At 67.4% G+C, this 14764-nt stretch carries 12 protein-coding genes; 6 read left to right on the top strand and 6 right to left on the bottom strand.

What is annotated here, in order from left to right; translation table 11 throughout:
- Positions 1-30: 30 nt before the first annotated feature.
- Together RT91_RS06100 and RT91_RS06095 are read left to right on the top strand one after the other, a co-directional pair.
- Positions 31-1509 carry a glycosyltransferase family 39 protein gene (locus RT91_RS06100; protein ID WP_035186221.1) on the top strand — a complete coding sequence of 493 codons (1479 nt, stop codon included), beginning with the start codon at positions 31-33 and terminating at the stop codon, positions 1507-1509.
- Positions 1506-2402 (top strand): alpha/beta fold hydrolase, encoded by an 897-nt coding sequence (locus tag RT91_RS06095; RefSeq protein WP_035186219.1) that lies wholly within the window; start codon positions 1506-1508, stop codon positions 2400-2402. Before RT91_RS06100 ends, RT91_RS06095 begins: the two co-directional genes overlap by 4 nt.
- 110 nt (positions 2403-2512) lie before the next feature.
- On the opposite strand, the gene RT91_RS06090 is transcribed toward RT91_RS06095, so the two are convergent.
- From RT91_RS06090 to folK, 6 genes are all read right to left on the bottom strand, one after another.
- Positions 2513-4087, bottom strand: coding sequence for a 2-isopropylmalate synthase (locus tag RT91_RS06090; protein ID WP_007423002.1), 1575 nt, complete (start codon positions 4085-4087; stop codon positions 2513-2515).
- A 240-nt stretch (positions 4088-4327) separates the two neighbouring features.
- Entirely contained in the window at positions 4328-5416 is a 1089-nt protein-coding gene (locus RT91_RS06085) for a class I SAM-dependent RNA methyltransferase (RefSeq protein WP_035186218.1), read from the bottom strand.
- 4 nt (positions 5417-5420) lie between these two features.
- Positions 5421-5825, bottom strand: a complete 405-nt coding sequence (gene acpS / locus RT91_RS06080) for a holo-ACP synthase (protein WP_007421787.1) — start codon at positions 5823-5825, stop codon at positions 5421-5423.
- 45 nt (positions 5826-5870) lie between these two features.
- On the bottom strand, positions 5871-8120 hold the full coding sequence (locus RT91_RS06075) for a bifunctional (p)ppGpp synthetase/guanosine-3',5'-bis(diphosphate) 3'-pyrophosphohydrolase (protein ID WP_011941589.1): 2250 nt from the start codon (positions 8118-8120) through the stop codon (positions 5871-5873).
- A gap of 37 nt (positions 8121-8157) precedes the next feature.
- Positions 8158-8568, bottom strand: a complete 411-nt coding sequence (rpoZ, locus tag RT91_RS06070) for a DNA-directed RNA polymerase subunit omega (protein ID WP_007421785.1) — start codon at positions 8566-8568, stop codon at positions 8158-8160.
- 102 nt (positions 8569-8670) lie between these two features.
- A complete protein-coding gene (gene folK, locus RT91_RS06065) occupies positions 8671-9177 on the bottom strand; it encodes a 2-amino-4-hydroxy-6-hydroxymethyldihydropteridine diphosphokinase (protein WP_007421784.1) in 507 nt (168 codons plus the stop codon).
- A gap of 101 nt (positions 9178-9278) precedes the next feature.
- Between folK and RT91_RS06060 the strand changes: the two genes are divergently transcribed.
- The 4 genes from RT91_RS06060 to RT91_RS06045 all read left to right on the top strand — a co-directional run bounded on the left by RT91_RS06060 (position 9279) and on the right by RT91_RS06045 (position 14717).
- The gene (locus RT91_RS06060; RefSeq protein WP_007421783.1) at positions 9279-9851 is read left to right on the top strand and encodes an NYN domain-containing protein; all 573 of its coding nucleotides are present in this window, start codon (positions 9279-9281) and stop codon (positions 9849-9851) included.
- Positions 9852-9857: 6 nt separating this feature from the next.
- Positions 9858-10493 (top strand): uracil-DNA glycosylase, encoded by a 636-nt coding sequence (locus tag RT91_RS06055; protein WP_011941587.1) that lies wholly within the window; start codon positions 9858-9860, stop codon positions 10491-10493.
- Positions 10494-10540: 47 nt separating this feature from the next.
- Positions 10541-13321 (top strand): ATP-dependent DNA helicase, encoded by a 2781-nt coding sequence (locus tag RT91_RS06050; protein WP_013639504.1) that lies wholly within the window; start codon positions 10541-10543, stop codon positions 13319-13321.
- Between the two features lie 184 nt (positions 13322-13505).
- Positions 13506-14717 carry an outer membrane beta-barrel protein gene (locus tag RT91_RS06045; protein ID WP_035186215.1) on the top strand — a complete coding sequence of 404 codons (1212 nt, stop codon included), beginning with the start codon at positions 13506-13508 and terminating at the stop codon, positions 14715-14717.
- Positions 14718-14764: the final 47 nt, after the last annotated feature.

Below are 14764 nucleotides of genomic sequence, written 5' to 3'. Positions count from 1 at the left end.
GCTATTCGGGGTAAGCCCGGAGCTGAAGCCATGCGCCCTGCCCGCCTTGCGCCCGCGCTGTGCGGCGCCGCGATCCTGCTCGTCGCGATCGCGTGGCGCCGCGGCGGCGAGTATGACGAGTTCTATTCCGTCTTCCTCGTTGCCGGGCATCCGCGGCCGGACTGGCCCGCCCTGCCCTTCGGCGCCGGCGCGGCGCGGGCGTTCTATCGCGGCCATGCGGGGTTCGGCGCGATTGCGACGGGCTTGCGGCGGGGCGATGTGCATCCGCCGCTGTATTTCTGGCTGCTGTCGCTCTGGCGCGACTCGCTCGGGGTCGGGCTGTTCCGGCTGCGGCTGCTCTCGGTCGTGGAGACGCTGGGCGCGCTGGCGCTGCTCGGGCGGATCGCCTTGCGGATGGGCATCAGCCCGTCCCTCACGATCGCGATCACGACGCTGTTCTACGGCTTCGCCTATACCGGCATCGTGGCGCGGGATTTCGCGCTGGCGACGCTCTGCGCGATGGCGGGGACGCTGCTGGCGATCGACGCGGCGCGCGGCGGCAGCGCCCGCGCCGGGTTTTGCGCCGGCGCGCTGTTGGGGGCCGCGTGTTTCAGCAATTACCTCGCCAGCTTTACCGCGGTTGCGGTGGGGCTGTGGCTGGCCGCGATGACCTGGCGGCAATGGCGAGTGTGGCTGGCGGCGGCGATGGGCGGGGCGGCGTTCCTGCCGGCGGGGCTGTGGTTTTTCTCGCCCAGGCGGGTCGCGCGGGGGCAATTTCCGCCATTTCAACTCGCCCCGGCGCTGGGCGCGCTGGCGAGGGACCAGGCCGGCGCGCTGCTCGGCGCCCTGCCCCGCGAGATGCCGTCCGCCTTCGCCATGCCGGTTGCGGTGGTGCTGGGGGTGGGGCTGGCCGGGGTGCTGATCCTCGTCCTTCACGACGGGCGGCGGGCGCTCGGGCGGGATGACCGGGCACTGCTCGCGGCGGGGTTCGCCGCGCCGCCGCTCGGCCTGCTGGCGCTGGGGGCGGCGTTCGGCAACCAGCCTTTCGAGATGCGCTATGTGTGGCTCGGCCTGCCCTTCGCCGGGCTGGCGCTGGCCGCCTCGCTGCGGCGGCGGCCGTGGGCGCTCGCCGCCTCGCTGGCGGTCGGGGCGGCGTCGATCGCGGGGCTCGCGCTTTCGCCGGCGACGATGCAGCCGGCCGCCCGCATGGTGCGGGCGGCGGCGCGTCTGCCGGCGGGCACGCTGGTCATTGTCCCGTTCGGCAATGACGGGGTGGGCGTGCCGGGACCGTTCGTGGCGGCGGCGCCGGCGCAGATGCACATTCTGGTGGCACGGGCGGCGGGAGCGGCGGTGCAGGCGGCGGCACGGCCGTATCCGCGCATCGCCGTCGCACGGATCGAGGCGGATGGGGCGAGCCGCGCGCTGGTGCCGCGTCTCGCCGCCCTGTTCAAGGCCGCACCCTGCTGGCACTCTGCGCCGGCGGGACCGCTGCTTGCGGTGTTCGCCAACACATGCCGGGAGCGGAGATGAGCGGGTTTTTCGAGGGGTTCAGCGAAACGACGGCCGATCTCGGCGACGGGCGGCACTTCCGGCTGCGCAGCGGCGGCAGCGGGCCGCCGCTGGTGATGCTGCACGGCATGCCGCAGACCCATTGCATGTGGCACCGGATCGCCCCCGCGCTGGCGGCGCGATTCACCGTGATCTGCCCGGACATCACCGGCTATGGAAACAGCTACAAGCCGGCGGCGAGTGCGGACCACGAAGCCTATTCCAAGCGGCGCATGGCGCAAGACATCGTCGACCTCGCGGCACATCTCGGGATCGGCCGCTTCGCGCTGGTCGGCCACGATCGCGGGGCGCGGGTGTCGCACCGGCTGGCGCTCGACCATCCCGACCGGATCTCGCGGCTCGCGCTGCTCGACATCATTCCCACGATCGAGCATTTCGAGCGCACCGACATGCGCTTCGCCATGGGCTATTATCACTGGTTCTTCCTCGCCCAGCCGGCACCGCTGCCGGAGGACCTGATCAACCGCGACGCCGGATACTGGCTGCTGTCGCAGACCGCCCGGCACAAGACGGCGCGGGCGGTGTTCGACGAGGCGGCAATGGCGGATTACCGGCGGGCGATGGCCGACCCGGCGACGGTGACGGCGATCTGCGAGGATTATCGCGCGGCGGCGACGATCGACCTCGAACACGACCGCGAAAGCCGGGCGCGGCGGGAGAGGATCGCCGCGCCGTTGAAGGTGCTGTGGGGGTCGCGCGGGCTGGTCGGCGCGCTCTACGATCCGCTGGAGATCTGGCGCGGATATGCGTCAGGCCCGGTGGAGGGGCAGGCCATCGAGTCGGGTCATTTTCTCGCCGAGGAAGCCCCGGAGGCGACGCTGGCCGCTCTCCAGGAATTTCTGGCGGACGGATAGAGCATCATCCGATCAGATAAAGATGCTCTGTTTATCAATATGATAGAGGATCATCCGATCGATTAGGATCGGAAAATGCTCTATCGCGCCGCCCGCCAGAAGGGGTCGGGTCAGGCGGTCAGCGCCGCCGGTTCCTTGCGCTCGCGCTTGACGATCAGCTTGTTGAGCGCGTGGACATAGGCGCGGGCGGCGGCGACGATCGTGTCGGTATCCGAGCCCTGGCCATCGACGCTCTTGCCGTTTTCCTCGAGGCGCACACCGCATTTCGCCTGCGCATCGGTACCTTCGGTGACGGCGCCGACGGTGAAGAGCTTCAGTTCCGCCTCGTGCGGGCAGATCGCGCGGATGGCGTTGAAGGTGGCATCGACCGGGCCGTCGCCATGCGATTCGTGCACCTTCATCTCGCCATCGACCTCGAGTTCGAGCCGGGCGCGGGGCTTCGCCTTCGAGCCGGCCCAGACTTCCAGCGCGACGAAGCGGATGCGGCTCTGGTCGCGCAGCACGGTTTCGTCGAACAGGGCGGCGATGTCCTCGTCGTAGACCAGCTTCTTGCGGTCGGCGAGGTCCTTGAAGCGGCGGAAGGCGTCGTTCAGCGCGTTGTCGCCGACCTCGCCATAGCCGAGGGCGCGCAGCTTGTCGCGGAAGGCGGCGCGGCCGGAATGCTTGCCGAGCACGAGGCTGGTCTTCTGCCAGCCGACCGATTCGGGCGTCATGATCTCGTAGGTCGCCGCGTTCTTCAGCACGCCATCCTGGTGGATGCCGCTTTCATGCGCGAAGGCGTTGCGCCCGACGATCGCCTTGTTGGGCTGCACGTCGAACCCGGTGATGGTGGCGAGCAGCTTGGAGGTGCGCAGGATGCGCGGCGTGTCGATATTGTTGCGGTAGGGCACCGCGTCGTGCCGGGTGCGGATCGCCATCACGATCTCTTCCAGCGCGGCATTGCCGGCGCGCTCGCCGATGCCGTTGATGGTGCATTCGATCTGGCGCGCGCCGGCCTTGATCGCGGCGATGGTGTTGGCGACGGCGAGGCCGAGATCGTTGTGGTTATGGGTCGAGAAGATCACCGCATCGGCGCCGGGGACGCGCTCGCGCAGCATGGTGAAGATCCGCGCGATGTCTTCCGGCACGGCGTAGCCGACCGTGTCGGGGATGTTGATCGTCGTCGCGCCGGAGCGGATCGCCGCCTCGACGCAGCGGCAGAGGAAATCGGGCTCGGTGCGGCTGCCATCCTCGGCCGACCACTCGACGTCGTCGGTATAGTCGCGGGCGAGGGTGACGGAGCGGACCACCGCCTCGAGCACCGCGTCGGGCTCCATCCGCAGCTTGTATTTCATGTGCAGCGGCGAGGTGGAGATGAAGGTGTGGATGCGCTTGCGCTCGGCCGGTTTCACCGCCTCGCCGGCGCGGACGATGTCGTCGCGGCCGGAGCGGGCGAGGCCGGCGATGACGGGTCCCTTGATGGTTTCGGCGATGCGGCGCACGCTTTCGAAATCGCCCTGGCTCGCGATCGGGAAGCCGGCCTCGATGACGTCGACGCCGAGTTCGGCGAGGGCTTCGGCCATGCGCAGCTTCTCGTCGAGATTCATCGAGAAGCCGGGCGACTGCTCGCCATCGCGCAGCGTGGTGTCGAAGATGAACACGCGATCGTCGGGGACCGCGCCGAAATTCGGGTGATGGATCGTCATGGAATGCACTCGCTCTGCTGGGGAACCGTTGGGTAGCCTCGTCTTTCTCCCCTGTGCGTGCCGGTTTTCAGCCGGGTGTTACGCCCAGGGGTCGATAAGTCGAAGCGCGAGCGGAAGGCTCCGCAGCACGGTGGCGGCGCGGGGCAGGAAAAGCGCGGAACGGAAAACCGTCTGGCTCATGCAAGGATGAGTAACATGGCGGCTTCGCCGCGCGCAAGGTTTTGCTGCCCCGCGTTCCGGTCAGAGGCCGAGGACGACGACGCTTTCGAGATGGTCGGAGCCGGGGAACTGGTCGATCGGGGTGGACGCGAGCAGGCGGTAGCCGGCGCGGGCGAAGGGGGCGGCCTCGCGCGCGAGCGCCTCGGGGTTGCAGCTGACATAGACGATGCGCTGCACCTTCGCCTCGACCAGGGGGGCGATTTGCGGGCCGGCGCCATCGAAGGGCGGATCGAGCACGACGCAGGCAGCACCGGCAAGTTCCTTCGCGGTGACGGGGCGGCGGGCGAGGTCGCGCCGCTCGGTGTCGATCCGCCCGGCCTGGCCGCCGGTCCGCGCCGCCTCATCGAGCGCGGCCAGCGCCGGGGCGCTGCCCTCGACCGCATGCACCCTTGCATGGGCGGCGAGCGCGCCGGTGAGGGTGCCGATTCCGGCATAGAGCTCGACGATCCGCGACTTGCGGGTGAGCTTCGGCGGCAGGCCGGCGAGCACGGCGGCGCGGATCGCCGCCTCGCCCTCGAAGCTCGGTTGCAGGAAGGCGGCGGGCGGCGGGAGGACGACGAGGCCGGCGCAGTCGAGCGTGGGCGGGCGGCGGATCAGCACCGGCTCGGCGCCGAGGCTGATTCGCGGCAGGTCGTGTTCCTGCGCGAAGGCGACCAGCCGCGCCCGGTCGGCGGCGGTGGCCTCGCCATCGAGCGCGACCGACACGTCCGCCCCGGCATCGAGGAGGTTGACCCGGACATCGGCACTCTTGCGCAGCCCCTGCAACCGGGCGAGCAGCGCGCGAAGCGGGTCGATCAGCGCTTCGAGCTCGGGCCGCAGCAGGGGGCATTCGGCAATGTCGACCACCGTGCGGGAACGGGTCTCGTGAAAGCCGAGCCGGACGGCGCCGGCGACGCGCGCGACGGCGAAATCCGCCCGCCGGCGGGTGCCCATCGGGATCGAGACCTCCGGCGCCGGATGCGGGTCAGCGAAGCCGGCCCGCGCGAGGGCGGCGGCAAGCCGGGCGTGCTTCGCCTCGGCAAGCGCGGCAGGGGCGACATCCTGCGCGCTGCAGCCACCGCAGACGCCGAAATGCCGGCAGACCGGCACGACCGTCGCCGGAGCGGTCATCGCGTCACGCGCCGTCCCGCGCTTCGATGATCACATGCGCGTAGGCGTAGGGATATTCATCGGTCAACGAGAGATGGACAAAGGCACTGCGCCCGGGGGGCGTGAGCGCGGCGAGACGCTCGGCAGCGCCGCCGGTGAGGGCGAGCGTCGGCTGGCCGCTCGGGAGATTCACGACGCCGAGGTCCGACATGAATACGCCGCGGCGAAAGCCGGTGCCGAGCGCCTTGGCGCAGGCTTCCTTGGCGGCGAAGCGCTTGGCGAGGGTCGCGGCGAACTGCGCCGGGCGGCGGGCGGCGCGGCGGCGCTCGGTTTCGGTGAAGACACGCTGGATGAACCGCTCGCCGAAGCGTTCGAGCGTGCGCTCGACGCGGCGGATGTCACACAGGTCGGAGCCGATGCCGATGATCATGCGAGCGTCATAGCCATAGAGGGCGGCAGCGCCAACCCGGCGGGGTCAGGTGCGGGCACGATCGACCTGGGCAACGCCGCCGGCGGCGCGCAGCCCGGCGATGACCTGGGAGAGATGCCGCAGGTCGCGCACCTCGACATCCATCAGGCATTCGAAGAAATCCTGCTGGCGGTGGATGATCTTGAGATTGGCGATCGCGCCGTCCTGCTTGGCGACCGCGTTGGCGATGTTGGCGAGGGTCGCCGGCGCGTTGGAGGCGATCACGCTGATCCGCCCGGTGAACGGCCGTTCGCGGCCGTTGCCATCGCGCGTGCCTTCCTTGCCTGGGCCGATCTGGGCGTAATCCCAGTCAACATCGATGAACCGCTCCGGCGTGTTGGCGAAGGTCTCGAGGGTGAGGCAGTCGCGCGTGTGGATGGTCACGCCCTTTCCGGTGGCGATGATGCCGACGATCTTGTCGCCCGGCAGCGGGTGGCAGCAGCCGGCGTAATGCACCTCCATGCCGGAAATCAGCCCGGTGATGGGCAGGCCGGTTCCGCGCGCGGGCGGCCGCGGCGCTCGGGCGAGCATGCCGGGCACCATGCGCGGCGCACGGCTTTCGCGCAGATCCGGATAAGCCGCCTGCACCACATCCCGGGCTGCGAGATTGCCGGTGCCGACCGCAACATAGAGGTCGTCGAGGCTGGCCTGCTTGAGCGCCTTCAGCGCAACTTCCAGAACTTTTTCGGAACCGTCCACGCCGTCCTGGCGGAATGCCTTGGCGAGGGCGGCCTTGCCCTGGTCGCGATTCTGCTCGCGCAACTGGCCGGCGATGAAGCGGCGCACCCGCGACCGCGCCTTGCCGGTGACGACGAAACGCTCCCACGACGGCGAGGGCGTTCCGCCACGGGCGGTCAGGATCTCGACCTGGTCGCCGTTCTGCAGTTCGTAGCGCAACGGCATCAGCCGGCCGTTGATACGGGCGCCAACACAGGTATCGCCAATCTGCGAATGCACCGCATAGGCGAAATCCACTGCCGTCGCGCCGCGGGGCAGCTGAATCAGCTGCCCCTTCGGAGTGAAGCAGAAAACCTGATCCTGATAGAGCTCAAGCTTGGTATTCTCGAGGAATTCGTCAGGCGCAGAAGAGTTCTCGAGAATTTCGAGCAGGTCCTGCACCCAGCGGAACTGCTTGACGTCGGCGGCAGAGGCCTCGCCCTGCTTGTAGAGCCAATGGGCGGCGACGCCGTTTTCCGCGATCGCATGCATCTCCGGTGTGCGGATCTGCAATTCGATCTTCTGGTTGCGCGGATGGCGCAACGTCACCCCGGTATGGAGCGACTGATACATGTTCGCCTTCGGGGTCGAGATGTAGTCCTTAAATCGGCCGGCAATGACCGGAAAGGCCGCGTGGATCGCGCCGAGGGCGACGTAGCACTGCTCGCGTGTCGGCACGATGATGCGGAATGCCATGATGTCCGACAACTGTTCGAAGGCAACGTTGCGCCGCTGCATCTTCTCCCAGATGGAGTAGATCGACTTCTCCCGACCGGAAATATCAATGACCTCGACCCCAGCCTCCTTGAGGATCCGACCGAGTTCGGCGCGCACCTCGTCGATGACATCGGCACCCTGGCCGCGCAGGAAGTTCAGCCGGGCCTGGATCGAGTCGTAGGCTTCGGGGTCGAGCACCGCGAAGGCGCGGTTCTGCAGTTCGACCTTCACCCGGTCCATGCCGATGCGCTCGGCAAGCGGCGCGTAGATCTCCATCGTCTCGCGCGCGATGCGCGCGCGGCGCTCCGGTGAGCGGACGAAATGGATCGTGCGCATATTGTGCAGGCGGTCCGCGAGCTTGACGAGCAGAACACGGATATCTTTGCTCATCGCCAGCACGAGCTTGCGGAAATTCTCCGCCTGCTTGGTCCGGTCCGACTGAAGTTCGAGGCGGGTCAGCTTGGTGACGCCGTCGACCAGCCCGGCGACCTCAGCGCCGAAACGGCCTTGCAGCGCCGGGAGGGTAACCTTGGTATCCTCGATGACGTCGTGCAGCAGGGCGGTGACGATACTGCGGGCATCGAGCCGGTAATCGGCCAGGATGTCCGCCACCGCGAGCGGATGGGTGATGTAGGGATCGCCGTTTTCGCGGGTCTGCCCCGCATGGGCCTCGGATGCGACGCCATAGGCGTCGTCGATCAGGGCGATATCGACTTTCGTGTCATAGCCGTTGATCCGGCTGATCAACGGCTTGAGCGCCTCGTGGGTGACGGCGGTGCCCGCGAGACCTTCGGGCGCGAGGAGGGGGTGGTTCACGCCCATCCCGTCAAGCGGCGCGCCCACCGGAAAAAGACCGGTCTCAGCGGCGCGGTCGTCCGCCGCCGAGTTCGGCCTCGATCGCCGCGGCGATGTCCTCGGAGGTCATCTCCTCGGATTCGGCGGCCATCGCTGCGGCTTCCTCCTCGGCGGAGACGTCCTGCAGGCCGAAGATGTTCTGATCGGTCGGGATGAGGTCCTGAACCTCTTCGTCCGCCGGTTCCGGGTCCGGCACGCGAGACAGCGACTTGACGAGATCCTGCTCGAGACCGCCGAAATCGACCGTGGAATCAGCGATCTCGCGCAGTGCGACCACCGGGTTCTTGTCGTTGTCGCGATCGATCGTGATCGAGGCGCCCCTGGAGAGGTTCCGCGCGCGCTGGGCGGCGAGGAGCACCAGTTCGAACCGGTTGGGGATCTGTTCGATGCAGTCTTCGACGGTAACGCGTGCCATGTGGTCACTCCAGCAGGGCGCCCGCAGGCACCCGGAAAACAGAAACGGCTTTGAAAATAGCAGAGCGCCGCCCGGCATGCAACCAAACCGGGACGTCCCTTTCTACCAGAGGCGTATTTCGCCTTCCGCACGTTCCGGCAGCGCGGAGAACAATTCCCTTGCCGGACCTAGCAGTAGAGGATGCACCCAATCAGGCGCGACATCAAGCAGCGGCCGGAGCACGAATGTCCGCAAATGAGCGCGCGGATGCGGCAGGATCGGCGACCCGGTCTCCCGCACCATCCCGTTCACGTCGATCAGGTCGAGATCCAGCGTGCGTGCCGCATTCGGAACCGACCGGACGCGGCCAAACCGAGCCTCGATCTCGTGCAGTGCCTCGAGCAGCGCAACGGGATCAGGCGCTCCCGAAAACCGGACGACACCATTGCAGAAATCCGGTTGCGTCGGATCAGGCGGAACCGGGCGCGTGCGATACCAGGATGAGACAGCCTCAAGGTGAATTGTCTCAATTTTCTGCATCTCTTCCACCGCATGAAAACATGTGTCATACGGTGAGCCGTCATCTGTAAGGGGCAGGTTGGCACCGAGTGCGATCAGGATCATGAACACATAACTATACTAATGTGAAACTTTCGCGTAAACGTTATGTGGCGACCTGCTTTTAACAGATTGATTTATTCCGAAAAATTTTACGTCGAAAGGTTACGGCCATGCGCCTGCTTCCACAAGAAAAAACTGCATTATTCATCGATGGCGCAAATCTCTACGCCGCGTCGCGGGCGCTTGGCTTTGATGTCGATTACCGGCGGCTTCTCGATTTTTTTGACCGAGTCAATCTCGTGCGCGCTTATTATTACTCGGCGTTACTCGATACCGAAGAATATTCGCCGCTCAAGCCCCTCACCGACTGGCTGGCCTATAATGGATATACGCTGGTGACCAAGCCGGCAAAGGAATTCACTGATGGCGCCGGTCGCCGCCGGGTCAAGGGGAATATGGATATCGAGCTCGCAATCGACATGCTGGAAATGGCCCCGCATATCGACCATGCGATCCTGTTCTCGGGCGATTCCGATTTCCGCCGCCTCGTCGAGGCGGTGCAACGGCGCGGCGTGCGCGTATCGGTCATCTCGACGATCAAGACCAGCCCGCCGATGATCGCCGACGAATTGCGCCGCCAGTCTGATCAGTTCGTCGACCTGGCTGACATAGCCAACGAGTTCACTCGGCGGCAGACCGAACCGCGGCCCCGGATGCAGCGCGCCGAAGCGACGCAAGACTGATCCGGCGTGTCGGCGCAACCGGCGCGCGACTGCGCGCTCTGCCCTCGCCTGTCCGGGTTTCGCGCAGCGAACCATGCGAAATTCCCGGGCTGGTTCAACGCTCCCGTGCCGTGTTTCGGGCCGGAGAACGCCAGGTTGCTGGTGGTCGGGCTCGCGCCGGGGCTGCGTGGCGCCAACCGGACCGGCCGGCCCTTCACCGGCGATTTCGCCGGCCACCTGCTGTATGCCACGCTGATCAAGTATGGCCTTGCCATCGGCGTCTATGCCGAGCGGCCGGATGATGGGCTGGAATTGCGGGATTGCCGCATCATCAACGCAGTTCGTTGCGTGCCGCCGGAGAATCGTCCCCTGCCCGCCGAAATCGCTGCCTGCAACGGCTTCCTCGCCCGCGACATCGCAGCGATGACGCAGCTGCGCGGCATTCTCGCTCTCGGCGGAATCGCCCACCAGGCAACGCTGCGGGCCTTCGGCCTGAAGCAGAGCCATGCGAAATTCAGCCACGGCGCGATGACGGAACTGCCGGGCGGTATCGTGCTCGCGGACAGCTTCCACGTCTCCCGGCTGAATACCAATACCGGGCGGCTGACCGCGGCGATGTTCGAGGCTGTCGTCGGCGCGCTGCTCGCGCGGATCGCTGCCTGAGTGTCCGGCGCTTTGGCGAAACCGCCACTGCGGGATAGACAAACCGCATGGACACCCCGTCGCGCCTGATTCTTCCCGCCGCGCCGTCGCTGGTGACGGCGCATGGCCGGGCGGCTCTCCTCGATCCCGACGGCGAACTGCGACATCTGACCGTGGCCGAGGCACGCGCCGCGCTGCGCGATCTGCCGCCGCCCCTGGTCGTGCATGAGGCGGCGACATTGCAGCGGCTCGACCTGTCGATCCCCGTCCTCGACCTGCTCGACCTCTTCGCTTTCGTCATGCCGGCGGTGACGGCGGCACCAACACCCTCCGGCCTCGCCCGCGCGCTCGATTTCGACCCGCCGGCAACGATCGAGGCCGCCGCCGCCCTGCTGCCGGACATCGCCATCGCCCTGCTCGGCCGGCTCGACCAGAGCGCCTCGCTGCCGATGAATCGCCGGGCCGCCGGGCTCGCCGCACTGATGGGCGAGGCCGGCTGGCCCTGGGCGAAGCCTGTGGCAGCAGCGCTCGGACAGCCGGCAGCAAGGCCGGATCGCGCGGCGTTGCGTCTTGGCATGATCCTGCCCGAATGGCAGGAGGAGGCGCCCCGGCCGCCGCCCTCTTCCTATCCGGTGCCGCAGGATGCGGCCCGGGGGCGGCTGGCCGACCTGCTCGGCGGCGGCGCAGAACAACGGCCGGCCCAATCCGATTATGCCTCGGCGGCCACCGCCGCCTTTGCGCCGCCCGCCGCCGAGGGCGTGCCGCATTGCGTGCTTGCCGAGGCGGGCACCGGCACGGGCAAGACGCTCGGCTATCTCGCCCCGGCCTCGCTCTGGGCGGAGCGCAACCAGGGAAGCGTGTGGATCTCCACCTATACCCGCCACCTTCAGCGGCAGATCGAGCAGGAATCGGCGCGGCTGGAGCCCGATCCGGCGCGGCGACGGCGGCGGGTCGTGCTTCGCAAGGGGCGGGAGAATTATCTCTGCTTGCTGAATTTCGAGGACGCCGCCGCCGGAGCGCGCGGTTACAATCTGGTTGCCCTCGGGCTGATCGCACGCTGGGCGCTCGCCTCGAGCGATCACGACATCGCTGGCGGTGACCTGCCCGGCTGGTTCGCCGAACTGTTCGGCGCGGGGCTGCTGCCGCAGATTGCCGACCGGCGCGGCGAGTGCATCCATTCAGCCTGCCCGCACTGGAAGCGTTGCACGATCGAACACGTGATCCGCCGCGCCCGCGGTGCCGATCTGGTGATCGCGAACCATGCGCTGGTCATGGCGCAGGCGGTCTGGGGCGGGCTGGACGATTCCAGCGTGCCAACGCGGTATGTGTTCGACGAGGGGCACCACCTGTTCGATGCCGCCGATTCCGCCTTCGCGGCGGAACTCTCCGGCGCGAGCATGGCCGAGTTGCGCCGCTGGCTGCTCGGCGCCGAAGGCGGCCGGTCGCGCGCGCGCGGCCTTGCCCGGCGGCTCGAAGATCTGGTCGCCGCCGATGAACGGCTTGCGGCACCGCTCGACGCGCTGCGCGCGGCGGCACGGGTGCTGCCGGGAGCGACCATGCTGGCACGACTGGGCGAGCCGACCGCAGCGCTCGACCAGATTGGCCCCGGCGCCGCCGAAGCGTTTCTCACCGCCCTCGCCGCTCAGGCCCGCGCCCGTGCGACCGCAGCCGAGCGCGAGTCGAATCTTGATATCGAGGCGGATCTCTATCCGGCCGAGCCGGAACTGGCCGCCGCCGCATCCGATCTCGCGCGGGATCTCGCCAGACTGGAAGCGCCGCTGACCTCGCTGCGCGAGCGGCTCGCGGCGCGACTCGACGAAGAGGCCGGCACCATCGACAGTACTGAACGGCAGCGCATCGAGGCGGCGATTCGCAGCCTGAAGCGCCGCGCCCTCGATCCGGTGGCGAGTTGGCGGCGCATGCTCGCCGCCGTCAACGAAGCGCCACCCGAGCCTGGCGAGCGGCCGTTCCACGTGCTGTTCATCCGCCAGGGGCGCGACATTGCCCTGCTTTCGCATCTGCTCGACCCGACCGAAGCCTTCGCCGACGCGGTGGCGAGTCGGGCGCACGGGCTGTTGATCACTTCCGCGACCCTGCGCGACCGCACCACAGCGATGGATGACGTGGAGCAGGATGCCGAATGGCAACGCGCCGAGTCGCGCACCGGCGCGACCCATCTCGCAGCGCCGGCGATCCGCGCCGCCTTCGCCTCGCCCTTCGACTATCCCGCGCAGACCCGCATCTTCATCGTCCGCGACAATCTGCGCGAGACGCCGGAGGCGCTGGCCTCCGCCTTCCGCGCCCTTTTCCTTGCCTCTGGCGGTGGCGCGCTCGGCCTGTTCACCGCCATCGCGCGGCTGCGCGCCGTGCATGCGCGCATCGCGCCGGCGCTCGATGCCGCAAACATTCCGCTCTTTGCACAGCATGTGGACGCGATGAACAACGCCACGCTGGTCGACAGCTTTCGCGCCGAACAAAATGCCTGTCTTTTAGGCACGGATGCGATGCGGGACGGCGTGGATATTCCGGGCAATGCGCTGCGCCTCGTGGTGTTCGAGCGCACGCCCTGGCCACGGCCCGACATTCTACACCGCGTCCGCCGGACCCACCTCTCGCATGGCGATCCGAAGACCTATGATGACGCCATCGTGCGGCTCCGCCTCAGGCAGGGCTTTGGGCGGCTCATCCGTCGCGCCGGCGACAGAGGCGTATTCGTCCTGCTCGACCGCGCCTTTCCCTCGAGGCTCGAAAGCGCGTTTCCAACCGGCGTCACGGTCAGTCGGCAGGGCCTCGCCGAGACGGTCGCCGCGGTGCGCGAATTTTTTGCCGCAGATCGGGCTTCCGCCTGACTGTAACCAATCTGCCACATTACCATCGAAACTGATTCCACTCCTGGAATGTGAGCGGTTGCGCAATCTTCTGGCATGCGGTTTGCGGCATAATCACGTTGTGCGACGCGAGAGCGGAATCTTCCGTCGTTGAACGATGAAAACTTGTGCAGCAGACACGAAACAAGAGCCTGAAGGAGGCATCATGAGTTTAGACCATTCCAGAACGCCCGGCCGGCGGAACCGCGCGCGGCTGATCGCCGCCTCGTTTGGCGCGGCGATTTCGCTCTGCGCCCTGCAATCGGCGCAGGCATTCAATGGCCCCTCGGCGATCAAGATCGACGGCGGTCCGCTCGGCCCGCTCCAACTCAGCGGCGGCGCCGACGGCTACATGTACGCGCTCTCCGGCACCGGCAACAGCACGAGCGGCGGTCTTCTGGGCACCGACAAGAGCACCGGCGCCGAGTTCATGAACGGGCAGATCGAGGTCCAGAAGACCAGCGGCCTCGTGCAGTTCACCATCCAGGTCGGCTCGAACAACTCGCTGACCCTGGGCACCAAGCCCACGGCGACCTCGGTGCAGACCTTCTCCACCGGCCCGCTCTACGCCGGATATATCACGCTCGCGCCGACCAAGAACTTCTCGATCTCGGTCGGCCAGATCGGTTCGCTCGAAGGCTACGAATCCGGCATCGACTGGAACAACGCCAACGTGCTGACGACCGACCTCTTCTATGTCGAAAATTCGCAGAGCCGCGGCGTTTCGGCGACCTACACGATGGGACCGGTCAGCGCCAGCGTGACCTTCGGCGACGGGTTCGACACCGGGGTGTTCAACTTCCTGCAGGGATTGGTCACCTACAGCTTCAACGACAACAACGCGCTTTCGGTGTTCGGCGCGACCAATCTGGGTCATACCGGCCTGCTCGCGAATACCTATGGCAGCGCCACAACGCCCTATAACCAGTCGACCGTCGGCAACTATGGCGCCAACTATATCAACTCCACGATGATCGGCGGCTATTACAGCTACACGCATGGCAACCTCAACCTCGTGCCGGAGGTTCAGTATGTGTATGCGAAGCCTGACCAGAAGGTTGGCATCAGCAAGTTCACGAGCAATTTCGGCGCGGCGCTCTTCGCCGATTACGCGTTCGGCAAAAGCCCCTATTCGCTGGGCGGCTGGGTCGAGTATTTCAGCTCGAACGGCCCCGGCTTGTGGTTCCTCAACCCCGGAGCGCAGGGCTACGGCCTGTCGGTCACGCCGACCTGGCAGAACAAGAACCTGTTCGTCCGCGGCGATCTCGGCCTGCTGCATCTGACCAAGGTCGGCTATGCTGGCAGCACCGGCTACGGTGCGAACGGCACCGGGCGCAACCAGGCCACCTTCGTGGTCGAGGCCGGCGTGCTGTTCTGATTCCACCCTGGGCGCAATCGCGGGGCCGGGCAGCGGGAGCTGCCGGC

The sequence above is a fragment of the Acidiphilium sp. JA12-A1 genome, from assembly GCF_000724705.2.
Lineage (GTDB): Bacteria > Pseudomonadota > Alphaproteobacteria > Acetobacterales > Acetobacteraceae > Acidiphilium > Acidiphilium multivorum.
Note: the sequence above shows the minus strand (reverse complement) of the source record. Positions and strands in the feature narration are given on the sequence as shown.